Here is a 15084-nt window from a genome sequence, read left to right on the forward strand (position 1 = left end):
TTCACCAAAACTAAATTATTTAGCAAAACGTACATATATTTGCTAAAATAATTAACGGACATGCTAAGAATATCTGCAAATGACCAGAGGATTTCATTAAAAATAGAAGAGGCTATTTTTAATGAAAAAACTGTAAATCAGTCGATAAGAGTATCCGAAAATGAAAAAGAAAAAAATCTGGAGAATCTTATCATTAAAAATCCGTCCTCGACGTTTTATGTCCGTATAAAGGGTAACAACCTTCAATTGCCCGGGGTCACAGAAGGTGATCTTTTAGTAGTAGACCGAAAAGAAGAACCCGGCCAGAATTCTATGGTAATTGCAATAATTAACGGAGAAATGGTTTTAAAAAGGGTTGGAAAACATCAAAATAAGCTGTACCTTTTTTCTGACAATGCTGAAAAGCCAGTCGAAATTACAGATACAATGGATTTAACAATTTGGGGTGTCGTGAATTTTATAATTCACAAGGTGTAAAAAAAGTTGGTTACTTTTTTTGACAGACAACAAGGGGCATGCAAATGCCCCTTTTGTTTTTATACCTCTTTTATTAAAAATTCAGTAATGTTATCCTTTTTAAAATTTCAAATACCACATCAATAAATACCAAATTAAAGCTCCAGCAAAAAGTGCAGTAGATGCTGCATTGTATATTCTAAATTTATACGCTTTTGTCTTCTTAACTAACATTACTGTTCCTATTGGAACCCATAGTATCAGAATAATAATGTAGTTAAGAATTAACGGAAACAACAACAAGGTGGTAAAGTATAATGCACTTAACACAATGTTTCCAGCAAATATTCCCCATGCGGCTCCTCCTCCTATCATAAATGGCAGCAGCAATCCAAATGCTTTAAATCCTTTTTTAAAATATCGACTGAACTTATATTCAAAATTTGCTTGCTCCTTCTTCGACTTTTTAGGTTTCATTTCTCCTCTGGTTCTTTTCAACCAAATCATGCCACCTGAAATAGTTAGGATAGAAATAAGAATTCCTCCAATTGAATAAATTATATTCAGCACCAATCCAGAAAAATCTCCAAAATGAAAAGAGACACTACTATTCAATGCTCTCATTAGATGTGTCTCATTCTTTCCACCTACTGAAAGTACTTTACCTGTTTCTGGGTGAAGAAACACTCTATGATAAGCGCCAAGAGCTCCGTTCTTTCCATCATTGTGTTGAAAGTGGAACATAGTTCTTCCTGAAAGAAAGGAAATATTTTTGATGGGTTCATATTTATCCGGATTGGCTTTTTTCGCTTCAACCTCAAGCATATTTAGGTCAAAGCTTTTAGGTAAATTTGTCTGATAAAATGAAGAACCACGCGGCCCTCCTATCACTCCTGAAAGCGTAATTAATAATGCTGTAGTTGCCATCAGTGCATTAAAAAACAGAGATAACATACCAATGGAATTATGCCAGTTCTTTAGATTCTTAAATTTTAATGAAAGGATCTGAAGCAGTTTCTTACGATAAATGTATGCTCCTGAAACCACTGCAACACAAAGGCCGATACTGAATATAAACGTAACTATTAATCCTGGATATCTTGGTAATAAAAGGTAGTAATGCAGGTCTTCAGCAAAATTAATGGGGTCATGTTTCATAACCTGCCATTTCATAGTTTGAGGATCCAGATAAACTTTTCTTTTATTATCAGCATTGTTTCTATTAATAAGATGAGCTCTGTAAACCTGCTTTTTTTCTTGTGGAAGATAAAGAGTTGTAACGCACCATTCCGGATATTGCTTATTTAGTTCGGCATACATATCTGAAGCTAAAGGGGCAGAGAGATACTTTGCATTATATAATTCAGGATGCAATACTTCTTCCAGAACATGCTTAAAGCATAGAATCGATCCTGAAAGAGAGATGATAAGTAATCCAATTCCTGCAATGATTCCTGCCCATGAATGGACTTTGAATACATCTATATTTCTGATAGGCATTATTAGTAGTTGATCGTATATGTAAAGTTAATGGTTCGTCCCCTTCCGATTACATAGGTACTTCCGGAACCTGCCCATTGAGAAATTGGAGGAAAATATAATTTATTAAAAAGGTTGTTTATGCCAATACTGAAAGTACCTTTCCATATAGCATAGTTTACCATTAAATCCACAAGATAATAGTCTGTAACCTTGCCTGTACCAAATCCTCCGGGTTGTCCTTCAAAGCGATTTCTATTTCCGGAATAAAGTCCCTGAAGACCAACATCCATCTTTTTGGTCACTTTACAGAATACACTTCCTGTAAGCTTTAAAGGAGCAATACGAGAACCCAATAGATAATCAGTAATTCTGCCATCTCCATCAGGATCACTTTTTCCTTCTGCATAAGAAACAGATGCATTGATATGCCATCTTTTTAAACTATAATCCACAACTGACTCTACTCCATAAATTCTTTCAGGCGCTCTTTGAACATCAAATGAAGTTCCAAAGATTGTGACACCATATTGTGAGGTATTGTAGAAAACAGCAGTTTGAACCGTAAGATCTGCATGGCCCATATCCCAACCGAACTCATAGTTATTAACCACTTGCGGCTTAGGTTTTAAATCTGTCACAGCTTTAGCAGCAGTACCTCTCAGCTCCCGTCCCACTTCTGTTGTGGCAAAGCCTTGTCCGTACGAAATATAAGGACTGAACAATTTATGCAGATTATACCTGACACCTGCATTAAAAAGCCATTTATTGTAAGTGAGTGTACCACCCTGCACCATCTCACCTGACCTCAACTGTTTGTAATCATTTACTTTAAGGATAACTGTTTCATTCCTTAGCCCTGCTCGAAGTACAAGTTTTTTTACAGGAACTATTTTGGCTTGCAAGAACGGAGCAAGGTTATACTGCCTGATACCTGGCACCCAGATCCTGCCATCTGTAAGCTTCTGAAATGTATTGTCTTCTACCAGATCTACACCATAAGTAAGAGAACTTCTGACCAACTTAGGCAGTTCAGTTTTAAAGTCCATCCGAATACCCATTTTATCGGATGAAATATAACTCTGTGCTGATCTTCTGACGCTATCCAAAGGAGGGAAATATGTTGATGAATGCTCATAAGGAAAACGGGCAAAATTATTCTGAAGGTAAGCTAAAACCTTAAATGATGTACTGCTGAATATTTCTTCATTATAATATCGCAAAGTGAAACTAAGGTTTTTAGTTGCAGTACCTAACTGATCATCATAAACATTTCCAAACTGTGTACCTGCTTTCTGAACTCTGTATTCACCACCCATACTTATAAATCCAGGCTTCTGAATGCTATTAAAATACATCCCTTTCAGTTCTATACCTGCCTTATTATTGATTTCATAACCAACTTTTCCGAGTAAACTTAAATTGTTTGTATTCGCTGCACCTCCCTGCCCCAATGGATCAACAGGAATAAGATCCCCCTGTGCATCATAGTATTTCCCAATATGTTCATAAGCTCCATTGGCAAGAAAGTTGAATCTGCCAGCCCTACCTATAATCTGTTGAAAAATTCTTCCCCCCAATGGATCCTTTTTCTGAATGGCGTCATTATTAAAGACAAAAGAAGAATTCCCAGAAACAGAAGTTGTAAAGCATACAGTATCATTTTTAAACTTAGGACTCTTTGAAGTGAAGTTAATCACACCTCCTGTAGCACCATGCCCATAGACAGCTGTAGCACTTCTGACAATTTCAACTTCGCCTATTGAAGATATATCAAGAGACTTCAACTCTCTGGAAGCGCTGCGAATAGGAGTCGATTGAGGCACACCATCCAGCATGACCAACATATCCCTTCCTCTTATTCCCTGTCCATAGTTGCTGGATGATTCCGTACTCTGAGCAATACCTGGAGTCGTTTTACTCAAAATATCGTTAAGATTATTATTGATTGTAGACTGCCGCTGAAGTTCTTTTTCTGTTAGAACAGAAACAGATACCACCTCTTCTTCCCTTTTACCTATGCGGCTGGCGTAAACAACTACCTCTTTGATCTCTTCGGATTTCAGATGAATAACAAGAACGGAACCAGCATAAACAGTTTCTTTGTAGATCGCAAAGCCAACTGACATAACAGTGAGAATGCAAGAGCTATCAGTAAGATCATTAAAACGGAAGCTACCTTTATCATCTGCCAGAGCTTGCCTTGATCCACTACTGGCACTTAATTCCAGTACGGCAAAAGGAACAGGACCGCCATCAGAAATTATAGTTCCGGAAATTGATTTTTGAGCAAATGAAAAATTACCAAAAAATAAAAAAGCTGTTAGAATCAGCAGATGAAGTACAAACTTTAGCATAAAAGAATTATCACATAACAAACACATAATTACAAATAATAAGAATAGGCCGAATAGGAAAAACAGGAGGTTAAATAGGCCATTCAGGATTTTTTAAAATACCGATAGGCATATTTTTAATACCAAATGGACTACTAAGTCAAGTGGGTGTTATGCTTATTTTGTCAAAAAAATTTATGAGAATTTTAAAAAATATTGTCTTACTATTTGCGCTTCAGGTATTTTTATTCACTTCATGTAAAGAAGAGAAAAAAGATACACCTACGCCTGACACTCTACCAAAAAACACTAGTATACTTTTCGTAAACGGACTTTCTGATGGTTCAGTAAATACTCAGTTTAAGTTTGGAAACGAAGTTCTTACAGATTTAGCAACAAAAGCATATTCCAAGTATATCAAGGTCTCTGAAAGTAATCAGAAATTGACAGTTTCGGCAGGAGGAACAAATACTTCTTTTGATTTAAAGATTGAAAAAGATAAATATTACACTGTACTATTAAGCGGAACTGTCGCTGCTCCTAAGATTGAGGTTTTGAATGACGACTTTGGAAATGTAAGTGATCCTTTAACAAAATTCTCTTACAGATTTGTAAATTTATTCAAAGCAGGAAATGATTCTCTTTCCATGCAGGCTTATTATCCATCATATAAACTTTGGGCTACACAAGCAGGTGCTCACGAATATGTGGCTTATGGAAAATCAAGTGCATTTACAGAATATACTGCTGGCGCTGCAGCACAATGGAGAGCTATTAAATCAGGTTCCGAAGATACTAAAGAGTATAATGTTTCAGGTATTATTTACAGACTTGGCGGAAAGACAATTTACTATGAAGCACCTGTAACATTTTCTGGTAGTCTAAATAAGCACTATAGCATAGTTGTATTCGGACAAGATAGCAATGCTTCTTCAGCTATCATTGAACATGAGTCGCAAATACAACAATAAAAATTCAACCAATCCATACTTTGAAAGACGCTTCAGAAATGAAGTGGCTTTTTTATTTATCAAAAATTGCTTCAATATAAATTCTTCAGTTGCTTGGCTGTTCAATGAGCCAGCCAATTTCCAATCATGCTTAGTACCCTGAAAGCAACGGTTTGGGCAAGAGCAACAAAATAAATCTATAATTTATTGTCTAATGATTAATTTAATGCCATGCCTATGGATAGTGAGACGCCATGCATGGCGTCTCTACGAAACTTAAACAAGTTGCCCATTTTGCTTTCTGAACTGGCCAGGTGTCACCCCAAATCTCTTTCTGAATGAATGTATAAACTTGCTTGGACATTGATAGCCGATATCATAGGCAATCTGACTGATAGGACAATCACTTTTCTTAAGCAATGTGCATGAAGCACACAGCCTGCGATCCACGAGGTAGTTGTGAACAGTGGATTGAAAACATTCTTTAAATCCTTTTTTCAGTTTAAACTCATTCAAACAAACAATCTTTGAAAGTTCTTTTAAAGTTGGAGGATTACTGATATTGTCTTCCAGATATTCCCTTGCTTTGAATAACTTTTGAAGATCTTTTTCAGAAAGAAAATTACTTTGATTATTCTCCCAGATAAAAGAATCCGATAACTTCATCAACTCTGCCAACAACTCAAAAACCTTTGCCCTGATAACAAGCAACTGAGCAAAATCAGACTCTTTATTTTGAAGGATCTCTGTTAGAATTTTATTGATATTAGGAGGAATTCTTCCCAATATGGATATGTTCTGAAAAGAATCAATCAACTGTATCATCTTAAGATTTATCTTGCTGGATGGAAGATTCTTTAATACTTCTTTTAATAACCCTAACCTTATTCCCAGATCAACTGAAACTATCTTTTTCTTTTTAGGATAAACCCTATTGATGCCTTTACTACGAAAGAAGAAACCTCTGCAGGTTCCGCCTTGTATCTCCTGAGATTTTCCTGAGACAGAATTGGTCATCCTGAAATCACCTTCTATGAAAAAACTTATTTTAAAATATTCTTCCTGACTTAATGATGGAAAACAAAGTGGCTGGGAGATCTCCAGATCATGAATCGCCATTACCACACCATTGTCAATCTGATAACCATAAATATCACCACATACATCTTTCCTCTTTATCTGAAGCTTGCTATAATGTTGATTAAAAGAATATACAGTTGCTCCGATTGTCTGAAGGCTTTTTAGAAAATCATGAATGCTAAAAACTTTCATAAAAATGTACAATTTATAGTTATTTATAAATAGTCTAAATATAATTAAAGGTCTAATTTAGCATATTATATGTTTTAAAGTCAAAAAAAATTAAATAAAAATGATTTTTATGTAGATAAAACATGAATAGGACACAACACATCAATTGTATTTTTACAAGATTATACTTTTTAGCCTATAAAATGTCCACAATAGCACATTCGATCAGCCAAAGCAGAAATACCTTTGAAAAAAATCCTCAGAGTATGATTACAAAGGTAAAAAAGACCCTCCAGACGATGTTTGTCCGTCCGAAAGCAAACGATCTAAATATATTCAACCATAAAGAATCCAACATCCAGCATTATGAAAAAACCATCATAAAGGTTACTGATTACATATCCAATCACCTTAGAAGTTCTCATAAGCCTTTTTCAGGAGTGACTCCTGCTCTATTAAGACCTAAAGTAAATGACATTGACCTGAATATTCCCCTTACAAGCCTGGACGCAGTCCTTGCTGAAGTGGATGATATATATACGAAGCACGCTATCCTATTTCACTTGCCTCAATACATTGCACATCTTAACTGCCCTATACTAATTCCGGCACTTGCGGCTGAAGTTATAGTTAGCTCATTAAACTCCTCTCTCGATACCTGGGACCAAAGTGCAGGCGGTACTTTAATGGAAATGAAATTAATTGAATGGACGTGCAAAGAACTAGGATTAGGACCACTAGCTGATGGAGTATTTACGAGTGGTGGTACCCAATCAAATCTCATGGGAATGATGCTCGCAAGAGATTACTTCCTGAAGCACAAACTTCAATGGGATGTAAAAAAAGAAGGACTTCCAACTGAAGCTAGCAAGTTCAGAATTTTCTGCTCTGAAAAAAGTCATTTCAGCTTGCGTAAAGCTGCTATTTTGCTAGGCCTCGGAGAGCAAGCTATTGTACCAGTTAAAACTAACAAGCAATATCAGTTAGATATTAAAGCACTTCAGGAGTGTGTTGATAATGAAAAAGCAGCAGGCAATATTCCCATCGCAATTGTTGCTACTGCCGGTACAACAGATTTCGGAAGTATAGACCCACTTGAAGAGATTGGATCGTTCGCCACCAGACATCAACTATGGTTTCATGTGGATGCAGCTTATGGATGCGGATTGCTACTTTCTGATAAATACAAATACCTGATCAATGGTATTGAGCATGCGGACTCGGTTACTGTTGATTATCATAAAGCCTTCTTCCAGCCCGTTAGCTCAAGCGCTTTACTGGTAAGAAACGGAGCTTCTTTTGAACACATTACTCACCATGCAGATTATCTGAACCCCAAAGAACATGAAAAGGATGGATATCCTAATCAGGTTAATAAGTCTATTCAGACGACAAGGAGATTTGATGCATTAAAATTATGGTTTACGCTTCGTCTTATGGGAAAAGAAACTCTTGGAAGCTATATCGATGCCATTATCGAACTTGCTGCGAAAGCTGCAAAATCAATAGAAAAAGACAAAGAGCTCGAGCTACTCAACTATCCGGAAATCAGCACAATTCTTTTCAGATACAATCCATATGGTGTAAATGATATATCGCTGAATGCCATCAATGCCTATATCAGAAAGAAAATGTTTGAATCCGGAAAAGCCTTAATAGCAAGCACTAAGGTAAATAAAGAGGTGTATTTGAAATTTACAATTTTAAATCCCGAAACAACCATTGATGATATAAAAAATATACTGACACTAATTAAACTCTATGGATGCGACTATGCAAAGAACAACTAAGATTGAGCATATATCAGAAGAAATAAATTTTACAGCCCTTTTAAATTGCTTTCTAAGAGAGTATAAAAACTGGCACAGATTCTTCTACATGCCTAAGTATGATCAGACTTTAAGAGATTACTTCTTAAAAGTAAATCATGATAAATGGATAAAAATTCTTTTTCCTGAATCAAGAAATGAAGTGTATTGCCCACTCACATACTATTCAGCGACAGGCAGACATTTATATAAATTCCCCATAATAGAAAGAAATACAGAAACAGATGTAATATCTGAAATAAGCATTGCGTCATTTCTTTCTCTTATAGCAAATGAGCTAGGCAACAGCTCTCATCAAAATCTTCTGCTTGAAAGAATTAACGACAGCATTACCAATACTGCCATTTTCCTCGAAGAGGCCCTACATGACAATATTCTGGGAGAGCTAAACAACCTTTCAATACCCTTTATTAAGGCCGAGCAATCAATGCTATTGGGACATCAACTTCACCCGGTATCAAAAAGCCGAATGGGTTTCAGCAGAAAAGAACTTGGTCTGTATACTCCTGAAATGCGCAATAGCTTTCAACTACATTACTTCCTTGCCGATCCGGAATTAGTTGTGGAAAAAAGCACTTATACCATAGATATAACTCAAAAGATAAGAACTTCATTAATAGACGATCCAAGGACTTCTCCAAAAACAAAAGGATTTATAAATCTTCACAATGACAAAAAGCTTCTGCCTATACATCCATGGGAAGCTTTACATTTGCTAAAACAAGCTGATGTAATCAAACTTATAGAAGCAGGTAAACTCATTTATGTCGGGCCTTTCGGACCTGAATACACAGCCACCTCTTCTGTAAGAACAGTGTATAATGCTTACAGTGAGTTCATGTTTAAATTTTCACTACACGTAAAAATAACCAATTCAGAGCGTGTAAACCTTGAAAGAGAGTTGTATAGAGGCTATGATATAAGTAGACTTATGCATACAACCTGGGGAGAACAATTAAAAGATGATTTCCCTGAAATAATATTCGTTACCGATCCAGGATTCATTGCAGTAAAAAATCTTGATGGAAATTTCATTGAAGGTTTTAATACTGTAATAAGAAAAAATATCTTCCAAAAAGGAGATGGTGCAGAGAAGAATGTTACTCCTATTGCTGCACTAACTCAGGATGGCCTGCTTGGGCAGGGTTCCAGATTATCTGTAATCATCAAAAGTGAAGCGCTAAGAACCAAAAGATCAACAGAAGACCTCGCAAAAGAATGGTTGAAAAAGTACCTGCGGATAAGCCTTGTGCCATTGATAAGAATATATAATCGTTTTGGACTTGCCTGTGAAGCACACCAGCAAAATATTATGGTAGAGCTGGATAGTATAGGATTCCCTAAACAGTTGTACTTCCGAGACAATCAGGGATACTTTTTCAGGGAAGGAAAAGCAGAAGAACTTCATTTCCTACTTCCTGACCTTGGTGAAACCAGCCAGTCCATTATTCCTGAAGAGTATATTCACCCAAAGTACACCTACTATCTCCTTATCAATAATATATTCGGAATCATTGGCGCATTCGGATCAAATGGTCTTGCCAATGAAGAACATCTCATTAAAATATTAATAAAGGAACTGGAAGCACTTCAGATAGAAGACACAACAGGGCTAGTGGAATACCTCCTTTATACCAGAGACTGGACTGCGAAAGGAAACCTCCTTACAACATTGGGGAATAAAGACGAAGCTCGTGCACCTATTGAAAATCCTGCTGAATACGTGGATTACCCCAACCCTCTTGTTTTCCGGTATTTTTCAAAAAACATAATTAAACCCGACATCAACAGTCTTTCTTTCAAGAAAGATTTCCCTGATCTCGGAATTGAAATAACGCTTAGACCATTTGACTTATCCAGGGATCTGGAGATGGTACATGACTGGTTCAACCAGGAGCATACAAAAGCATTCTGGAAAATGGATGGACCTATACGAGACCTGGAAGCCTTCTATATAATGCTTAAAGATGCCGATCACTCGAATGGATTTATTGGAATGATTAACGGTGAACCAACATTTACACTGGAACCATACTGGCCAATGAGAGATACAGTAGGAAAATATTATGAATCACTTCCCGGGGACTATGGCGCGCATCTTCTGATAGCACCAACAGATAAAAACAAAAAATTTACAATGCCGGTAGGGCAAGTCACAATGGAATTTATCTTCAGTCAGCCAGAGGTGGGAAAATGCATCGGTGAAGCAGACATTAATGCCAAGCCGATGCATATCCTGGTTACCAGACTAGGTTTTAAACTGCAAAAGGTAATTGCGATGCCTCACAAAACTTCAAACCTTACTTTTTGTACAAGGGAATGGTATAAAGAAAGATTCCCCAATTGCGACATAAATGTTCATTCATCAATACCATTAAATCAGGAAAATGAATAACCATTTTGATTTTATAGGAATAGGTATAGGTCCGTTTAATTTGGGCCTTGCCGCTTTAACTCATGGTAAACCAGGTTTACGTGGAATATTCTTTGATAGTAATACCGAATTTGACTGGCATCCTGGAATGATGCTTGACAATGCTACACTTCAGGTTCCTTTTCTTGCTGATCTTGTCTCAATGGCAGATCCATGCAACCCATTCAGCTTTTTGAACTATCAGAAAATGAACAACAGGATTTATAAATTTTATATCAAAGAAGACTTTTTTATCCTGAGAAAAGAATACAATATGTATTGCAAATGGGCATGCAGGCAGCTTCCTGAATGCGTCTTTGGACATACTGTAGAGGCTGTCACATTTGATCAAAAAGAAAATTTATATACTGTGATAGTTAAGAAAAACAACACAGATAAAGAAAGTATCTACCATACACCAAAGTTAGTAATCGGAACGGGTACTTCTCCGTTTATTCCTGCTTTTGTTAAAAATAAAAAACTGGAAAATACTTTTCATACTTCAGAATACTTGTTCAAAAAAAATGAAATTCTAAAACAGAAATCTATCACTATCATAGGATCAGGGCAAAGTGCAGCAGAGATATTTCATGATCTGCTTAATAATATTTCATTTAAAGAACAGGAACTAAACTGGTACACAAGGCCCGACAGGCTCTTTCCTCTGGAATATTCCAAACTTACACTTGAGCTTACCTCTCCTGAATATGTAGACCATTTTTATTCATTGCCTCCTGATAAAAGAACAGATGTATTGAATAAACAGAGCATGCTTTATAAAGGAATCAACTACGATCTGATCAATGAAATATACGACACCCTTTATCATCTGACTCTGGAAGGACCTATTCCTGTAAGTATTAAACCAAGCCATGAATTAAAAGCTATCACTACATCTGTAATGAATAAGAAAACACTTTTCTTCAAGCATGTTCAGACTGATCAGGATACAGAATTGGAAACTGATGCTATAATTCTTGCTACTGGTTATAAGTACAGAATTCCAGACTGCATCAGACCGGTTCATGACAGAATTAAGTGGGATAATTCAGGCAGGTTTGATATAAATAGGAATTATTCAATAGACCATAAAGGTATTGAAATATTTGTCCAGAATGCTGAACTGCATACACATGGATTCGTAACTCCAGATTTGGGCATGGGCGCATATCGGAATGCCAGGATTATAAATGCTATTGCAGGTAAAGAAATATATGCTGTAGAGAAACAAATCGCATTCCAGTCATTCTCGGCCTCTGCTATGGCAGTAATGAATGAGTCTGTTATATAAAAGTAATATTATGACAGATAACAAAGTCAATAACCGTATTTTACTTATTGCGTTTCTCGCTGCATTAGCAGAGTCTCTTCCGGCTCCTTTCTATCCGAGGATATTCAAAGACACATTTGGCATTATAGATCCTGCATATACAGGAGCATATTTATGTATACTCAGACTTACATTTATATTATCTTACCCTTTGTGGGCTTGGGTATCAAAAAAGACAGATATCTTCAGACTACTTTGCCTAACTCAATTGACAGCAGGTATGACCAGCATTTATTGCGGCTTAACGAAAGACCTCACTGAATTTTATGCATGTTCTATATTGATGGTTCTTTTCAAAAGCAGTTACCTGCTAATGTATCCGTATTTGATAAGCAAGAGTGAAAATAAAACATCAACAGTTGCAAAGCTAGGTATATTGGTACAGCTATCAATGATTGTTTCAGCAATAGCAAGTGCTTTCATCATAGATAAAATTTCAATTCAGTATCTTTTTATCATCATAGGACTATTTGATTTTATCCAGATGGCAATTAGCCTAAGGTTAATTGGAATAAAAAAAAGTTTTCAGCTACAATCCCATTCTGAATCTATGGCATTTGACCAAATAAAGCTTTTATGGATTTGTATGATCACATTTTTGTTTTATCTGTCATCAACATTGATAAGACCATTTTATACTGAATTTATCATAGACAGGTATGCACCAGTGGCTAATTATGCATGGTCAGCAGTATTATTCATAATTCCAAGCTTATCTGCATTATTTCTACTGCCGCTTGCGGGCAGAAGTACAATAATTAAAAACACTACATTCATTTGTGGTGTAATTCTCATCATATCTATTGTTTTGCTTTTACAAGCATATGTCAATTCTTTGATCTCAGAGATAATATTTAGAAGTCTATATGGAATATCTATTTTCCTGATTTTCGTTCATCTTGACATATCTTTTTTCGAAACAACTTCAGGTAAGGATTCTGCTAAAGCTTATAGCCTTATGCATATTACACAAAATATTGCCTACATGACAGCACCTTTATTAGCAGGATTTTTAGTTGGCAGAGATGGCTATACAGCTCCATTTGAGATGGCATCAATATGTGCAATGCTATCCCTACCTGTCGTTTTAATGCTACATTTCAAATATTCAAAAAAACACTTAACCATATTAGATCCGAAAATATCATGATAGAAGAACAAATAAATCATCTGGTGGCACAGCTGCCAGGAACAGACATATTGAATATTAACATCTGGAATAAAGTAAACAGGGCATACCTTTGCAAAGCAATAACAGAGCTTATGCATGAAAAACTTTTAACTCCTGTAATCCTTTCTTCTGATAAAAAAATCATACATTTTAGGCTGTATACGGACAAATTGAGCACCTACTATGAATTTACTGGTGAACATCGCAAAATGGACTACTGGCATATCCATAAAGATTCTTTGAGTAAATTCCATAATGAAAACGAAATTACGGACATAAGTGCAACTCTGTTTTTTATAGAGCTGCAGGAAACTTTCGGAATTAAACCTTTTACCTTAACACACTTCATTGAGGAAACCAACCATACCCTTTATGCAGATGCTTTTATGCAAGCTAAAGGAAAAATACAATCCGACAAGCTTGTAGATTCAGGATACCAACTTATAGAGCATCAGATGGACGGGCATCCATGGGCAACAGTAAATAAAGGACGTATAGGGTTTAATCTTGATGATTACCGTTCCTTTGTCCCAGAAGCAGACCAGATAGTAAAATTAAACTGGATAGCTGTTCACAAATCAAAAGCTGAATACAGTAACATCGAAGGGCTCTCATTTGAAACCCTTGCCTATTCGGAATTAGGAGATGAACAATATTCTAAATTTAAAGAAGTACTTTTATTACAAAACCTCAACCCTGAAAACTATTGGATGATGCCGGTACATGATTGGCAATGGAAAAATAAAATAGTATTTCAGTTTGCCGGAGATATTGCTTCCAGCTTCATTGTACCACTTGGGCCAGGAGAAGATGACTATACACCCCAACAATCTATCAGGACTTTCTTTAACATATCCAATCCTGAAAGATTTTATGTAAAAACAGCCATCTCAATTTTAAATACTTCTATATACAGAGGATTATCCCATAAAAAATTAACAGTAGCACCTTTAGTGACAAAATGGGTAAAGGATAAACTGAGCTCAGACCATGAACTTCAGTCCATTGGCTTTACCCTTTTAGGAGAAGTTGCAACTGTTGGCTATAAGCATTCGGAATACGAACTGGTTGAAGGAGCTCCTTATCAATATAAAGAACTTCTAGGAGTTATATGGAGAGAAAGCGCTACGCCTTATCTTAATGAAGATGAAAATATGATGACCATGGCTTCATTAATGTATATAGATTCTACCGGCAAATCATTTATTGCATCGCTGATAGAAAAGTCAGGTCTCCAGGCAGAAGAATGGGTGGAAAAATATCTTCATAACTATTTCAACCCAATACTTCACATCTTCTATCAACATAAATTCTTCTTTAGTCCTCATGGTGAAAATACAATACTTGTAATGAAGAACTACGTTCCTGAGAGGATTATTATCAAAGACTTTGTTGAAGAGATTGTACTTACAGAAGAAGGTAAACAAAATGTTCCTGATAATATCAGACCTATACTGCGAGACATAGAAGATCAATATGCAACTTTGTTTATTTTATCAGGGGTATTTGATGGTGTATTCAGGTATATATCCAACATACTTCATACTTATGTCGGATACTCTGAAGACAAGTTCTGGAATCAGGTAAAAGATGTGGTTATTCAATATCAGCAAAGACATCCTGATTTGAGCGCATCTTATGAAAAATTTGATTTGTTTGTTCCTGAGTTTATCCGAGTTTGTATTAACAGAGTAAGACTTCTTACCTATGGATATGCTGAAAACACTGATATACCAGTACCAGAGGTTTGCGGGACTATTGAGAATCCTATTAAGAATTAAATTGCATAAAGTTTACAACTGTTTATACAGTGTAAAAAAAGAAGGCCGGAAATCCGGCCTTCTTTTTTTACACTGCTTTATTCACTTA

At 36.0% G+C, this 15084-nt stretch carries 10 protein-coding genes; 7 read left to right on the forward strand and 3 right to left on the reverse strand.

The window, feature by feature from the left end:
- The first annotated feature begins 60 nt into the window (after positions 1 to 60).
- The gene (locus tag K350_RS30395; protein WP_051313694.1) at positions 61 to 477 is read left to right on the forward strand and encodes a LexA family protein; all 417 of its coding nucleotides are present in this window, start codon (positions 61 to 63) and stop codon (positions 475 to 477) included.
- A 99-nt stretch (positions 478 to 576) separates the two neighbouring features.
- Here the strand turns inward: K350_RS30395 and K350_RS0125640 are convergent, their stop codons facing one another.
- Both K350_RS0125640 and K350_RS0125645 read right to left on the reverse strand, forming a co-directional pair.
- A complete protein-coding gene (locus K350_RS0125640) occupies positions 577 to 1956 on the reverse strand; it encodes a PepSY-associated TM helix domain-containing protein (RefSeq protein WP_028982362.1) in 1380 nt (459 codons plus the stop codon).
- A gap of 2 nt (positions 1957 to 1958) precedes the next feature.
- Complete coding sequence (locus K350_RS0125645; RefSeq protein WP_028982363.1) at positions 1959 to 4292, reverse strand: TonB-dependent receptor; 2334 nt, start codon at positions 4290 to 4292, stop codon at positions 1959 to 1961.
- Positions 4293 to 4468: 176 nt separating this feature from the next.
- Here K350_RS0125645 and K350_RS0125650 point away from each other — a divergent pair, with 176 nt between their 5' ends.
- Positions 4469 to 5242, forward strand: a complete 774-nt coding sequence (locus K350_RS0125650) for a DUF4397 domain-containing protein (RefSeq protein WP_162144213.1) — start codon at positions 4469 to 4471, stop codon at positions 5240 to 5242.
- Positions 5243 to 5497: 255 nt separating this feature from the next.
- On the opposite strand, the gene K350_RS31730 is transcribed toward K350_RS0125650, so the two are convergent.
- The gene (locus K350_RS31730; RefSeq protein ID WP_028982365.1) at positions 5498 to 6493 is read right to left on the reverse strand and encodes an AraC family transcriptional regulator; all 996 of its coding nucleotides are present in this window, start codon (positions 6491 to 6493) and stop codon (positions 5498 to 5500) included.
- A 182-nt stretch (positions 6494 to 6675) separates the two neighbouring features.
- Here K350_RS31730 and K350_RS0125660 point away from each other — a divergent pair, with 182 nt between their 5' ends.
- From K350_RS0125660 to K350_RS30410, 5 genes are read left to right on the forward strand one after another with little or no spacing between them, the layout of a single operon-like run.
- Positions 6676 to 8262 carry a pyridoxal phosphate-dependent decarboxylase family protein gene (locus K350_RS0125660; protein ID WP_245598699.1) on the forward strand — a complete coding sequence of 529 codons (1587 nt, stop codon included), beginning with the start codon at positions 6676 to 6678 and terminating at the stop codon, positions 8260 to 8262.
- Positions 8234 to 10696, forward strand: coding sequence for a GNAT family N-acetyltransferase (locus K350_RS30405; protein WP_051313696.1), 2463 nt, complete (start codon positions 8234 to 8236; stop codon positions 10694 to 10696). Before K350_RS0125660 ends, K350_RS30405 begins: the two co-directional genes overlap by 29 nt.
- Positions 10689 to 12005 (forward strand): lysine N(6)-hydroxylase/L-ornithine N(5)-oxygenase family protein, encoded by a 1317-nt coding sequence (locus K350_RS0125670; RefSeq protein ID WP_028982367.1) that lies wholly within the window; start codon positions 10689 to 10691, stop codon positions 12003 to 12005. Before K350_RS30405 ends, K350_RS0125670 begins: the two co-directional genes overlap by 8 nt.
- 10 nt (positions 12006 to 12015) lie before the next feature.
- Positions 12016 to 13194 (forward strand): MFS transporter, encoded by a 1179-nt coding sequence (locus K350_RS0125675; protein ID WP_162144214.1) that lies wholly within the window; start codon positions 12016 to 12018, stop codon positions 13192 to 13194.
- Positions 13191 to 14996 (forward strand): IucA/IucC family protein, encoded by a 1806-nt coding sequence (locus K350_RS30410; protein ID WP_051313698.1) that lies wholly within the window; start codon positions 13191 to 13193, stop codon positions 14994 to 14996. Before K350_RS0125675 ends, K350_RS30410 begins: the two co-directional genes overlap by 4 nt.
- The last annotated feature ends 88 nt before the right edge of the window (positions 14997 to 15084 follow it).

The organism is Sporocytophaga myxococcoides DSM 11118, assembly GCF_000426725.1.
Lineage (GTDB): Bacteria > Bacteroidota > Bacteroidia > Cytophagales > Cytophagaceae > Sporocytophaga > Sporocytophaga myxococcoides.

What these genes read in the sequence shown, in the direction of transcription:
- K350_RS0125645 (WP_028982363.1), bottom strand. Translation starts at nt 4,292, where the DNA reads ATGCTAAAGTTTGTACTTCATCTGCTGATTCTAACAGCTTTTTTATTT.
- K350_RS0125675 (WP_162144214.1), top strand. Translation starts at nt 12,016, where the DNA reads ATGACAGATAACAAAGTCAATAACCGTATTTTACTTATTGCGTTTCTC.
- K350_RS0125640 (WP_028982362.1), bottom strand. Translation starts at nt 1,956, where the DNA reads ATGCCTATCAGAAATATAGATGTATTCAAAGTCCATTCATGGGCAGGA.
- K350_RS30395 (WP_051313694.1), top strand. Translation starts at nt 61, where the DNA reads ATGCTAAGAATATCTGCAAATGACCAGAGGATTTCATTAAAAATAGAA.
- K350_RS0125670 (WP_028982367.1), top strand. Translation starts at nt 10,689, where the DNA reads ATGAATAACCATTTTGATTTTATAGGAATAGGTATAGGTCCGTTTAAT.
- K350_RS30405 (WP_051313696.1), top strand. Translation starts at nt 8,234, where the DNA reads ATGGATGCGACTATGCAAAGAACAACTAAGATTGAGCATATATCAGAA.
- K350_RS30410 (WP_051313698.1), top strand. Translation starts at nt 13,191, where the DNA reads ATGATAGAAGAACAAATAAATCATCTGGTGGCACAGCTGCCAGGAACA.
- K350_RS31730 (WP_028982365.1), bottom strand. Translation starts at nt 6,493, where the DNA reads ATGAAAGTTTTTAGCATTCATGATTTTCTAAAAAGCCTTCAGACAATC.
- K350_RS0125650 (WP_162144213.1), top strand. Translation starts at nt 4,469, where the DNA reads ATGAGAATTTTAAAAAATATTGTCTTACTATTTGCGCTTCAGGTATTT.
- K350_RS0125660 (WP_245598699.1), top strand. Translation starts at nt 6,676, where the DNA reads ATGTCCACAATAGCACATTCGATCAGCCAAAGCAGAAATACCTTTGAA.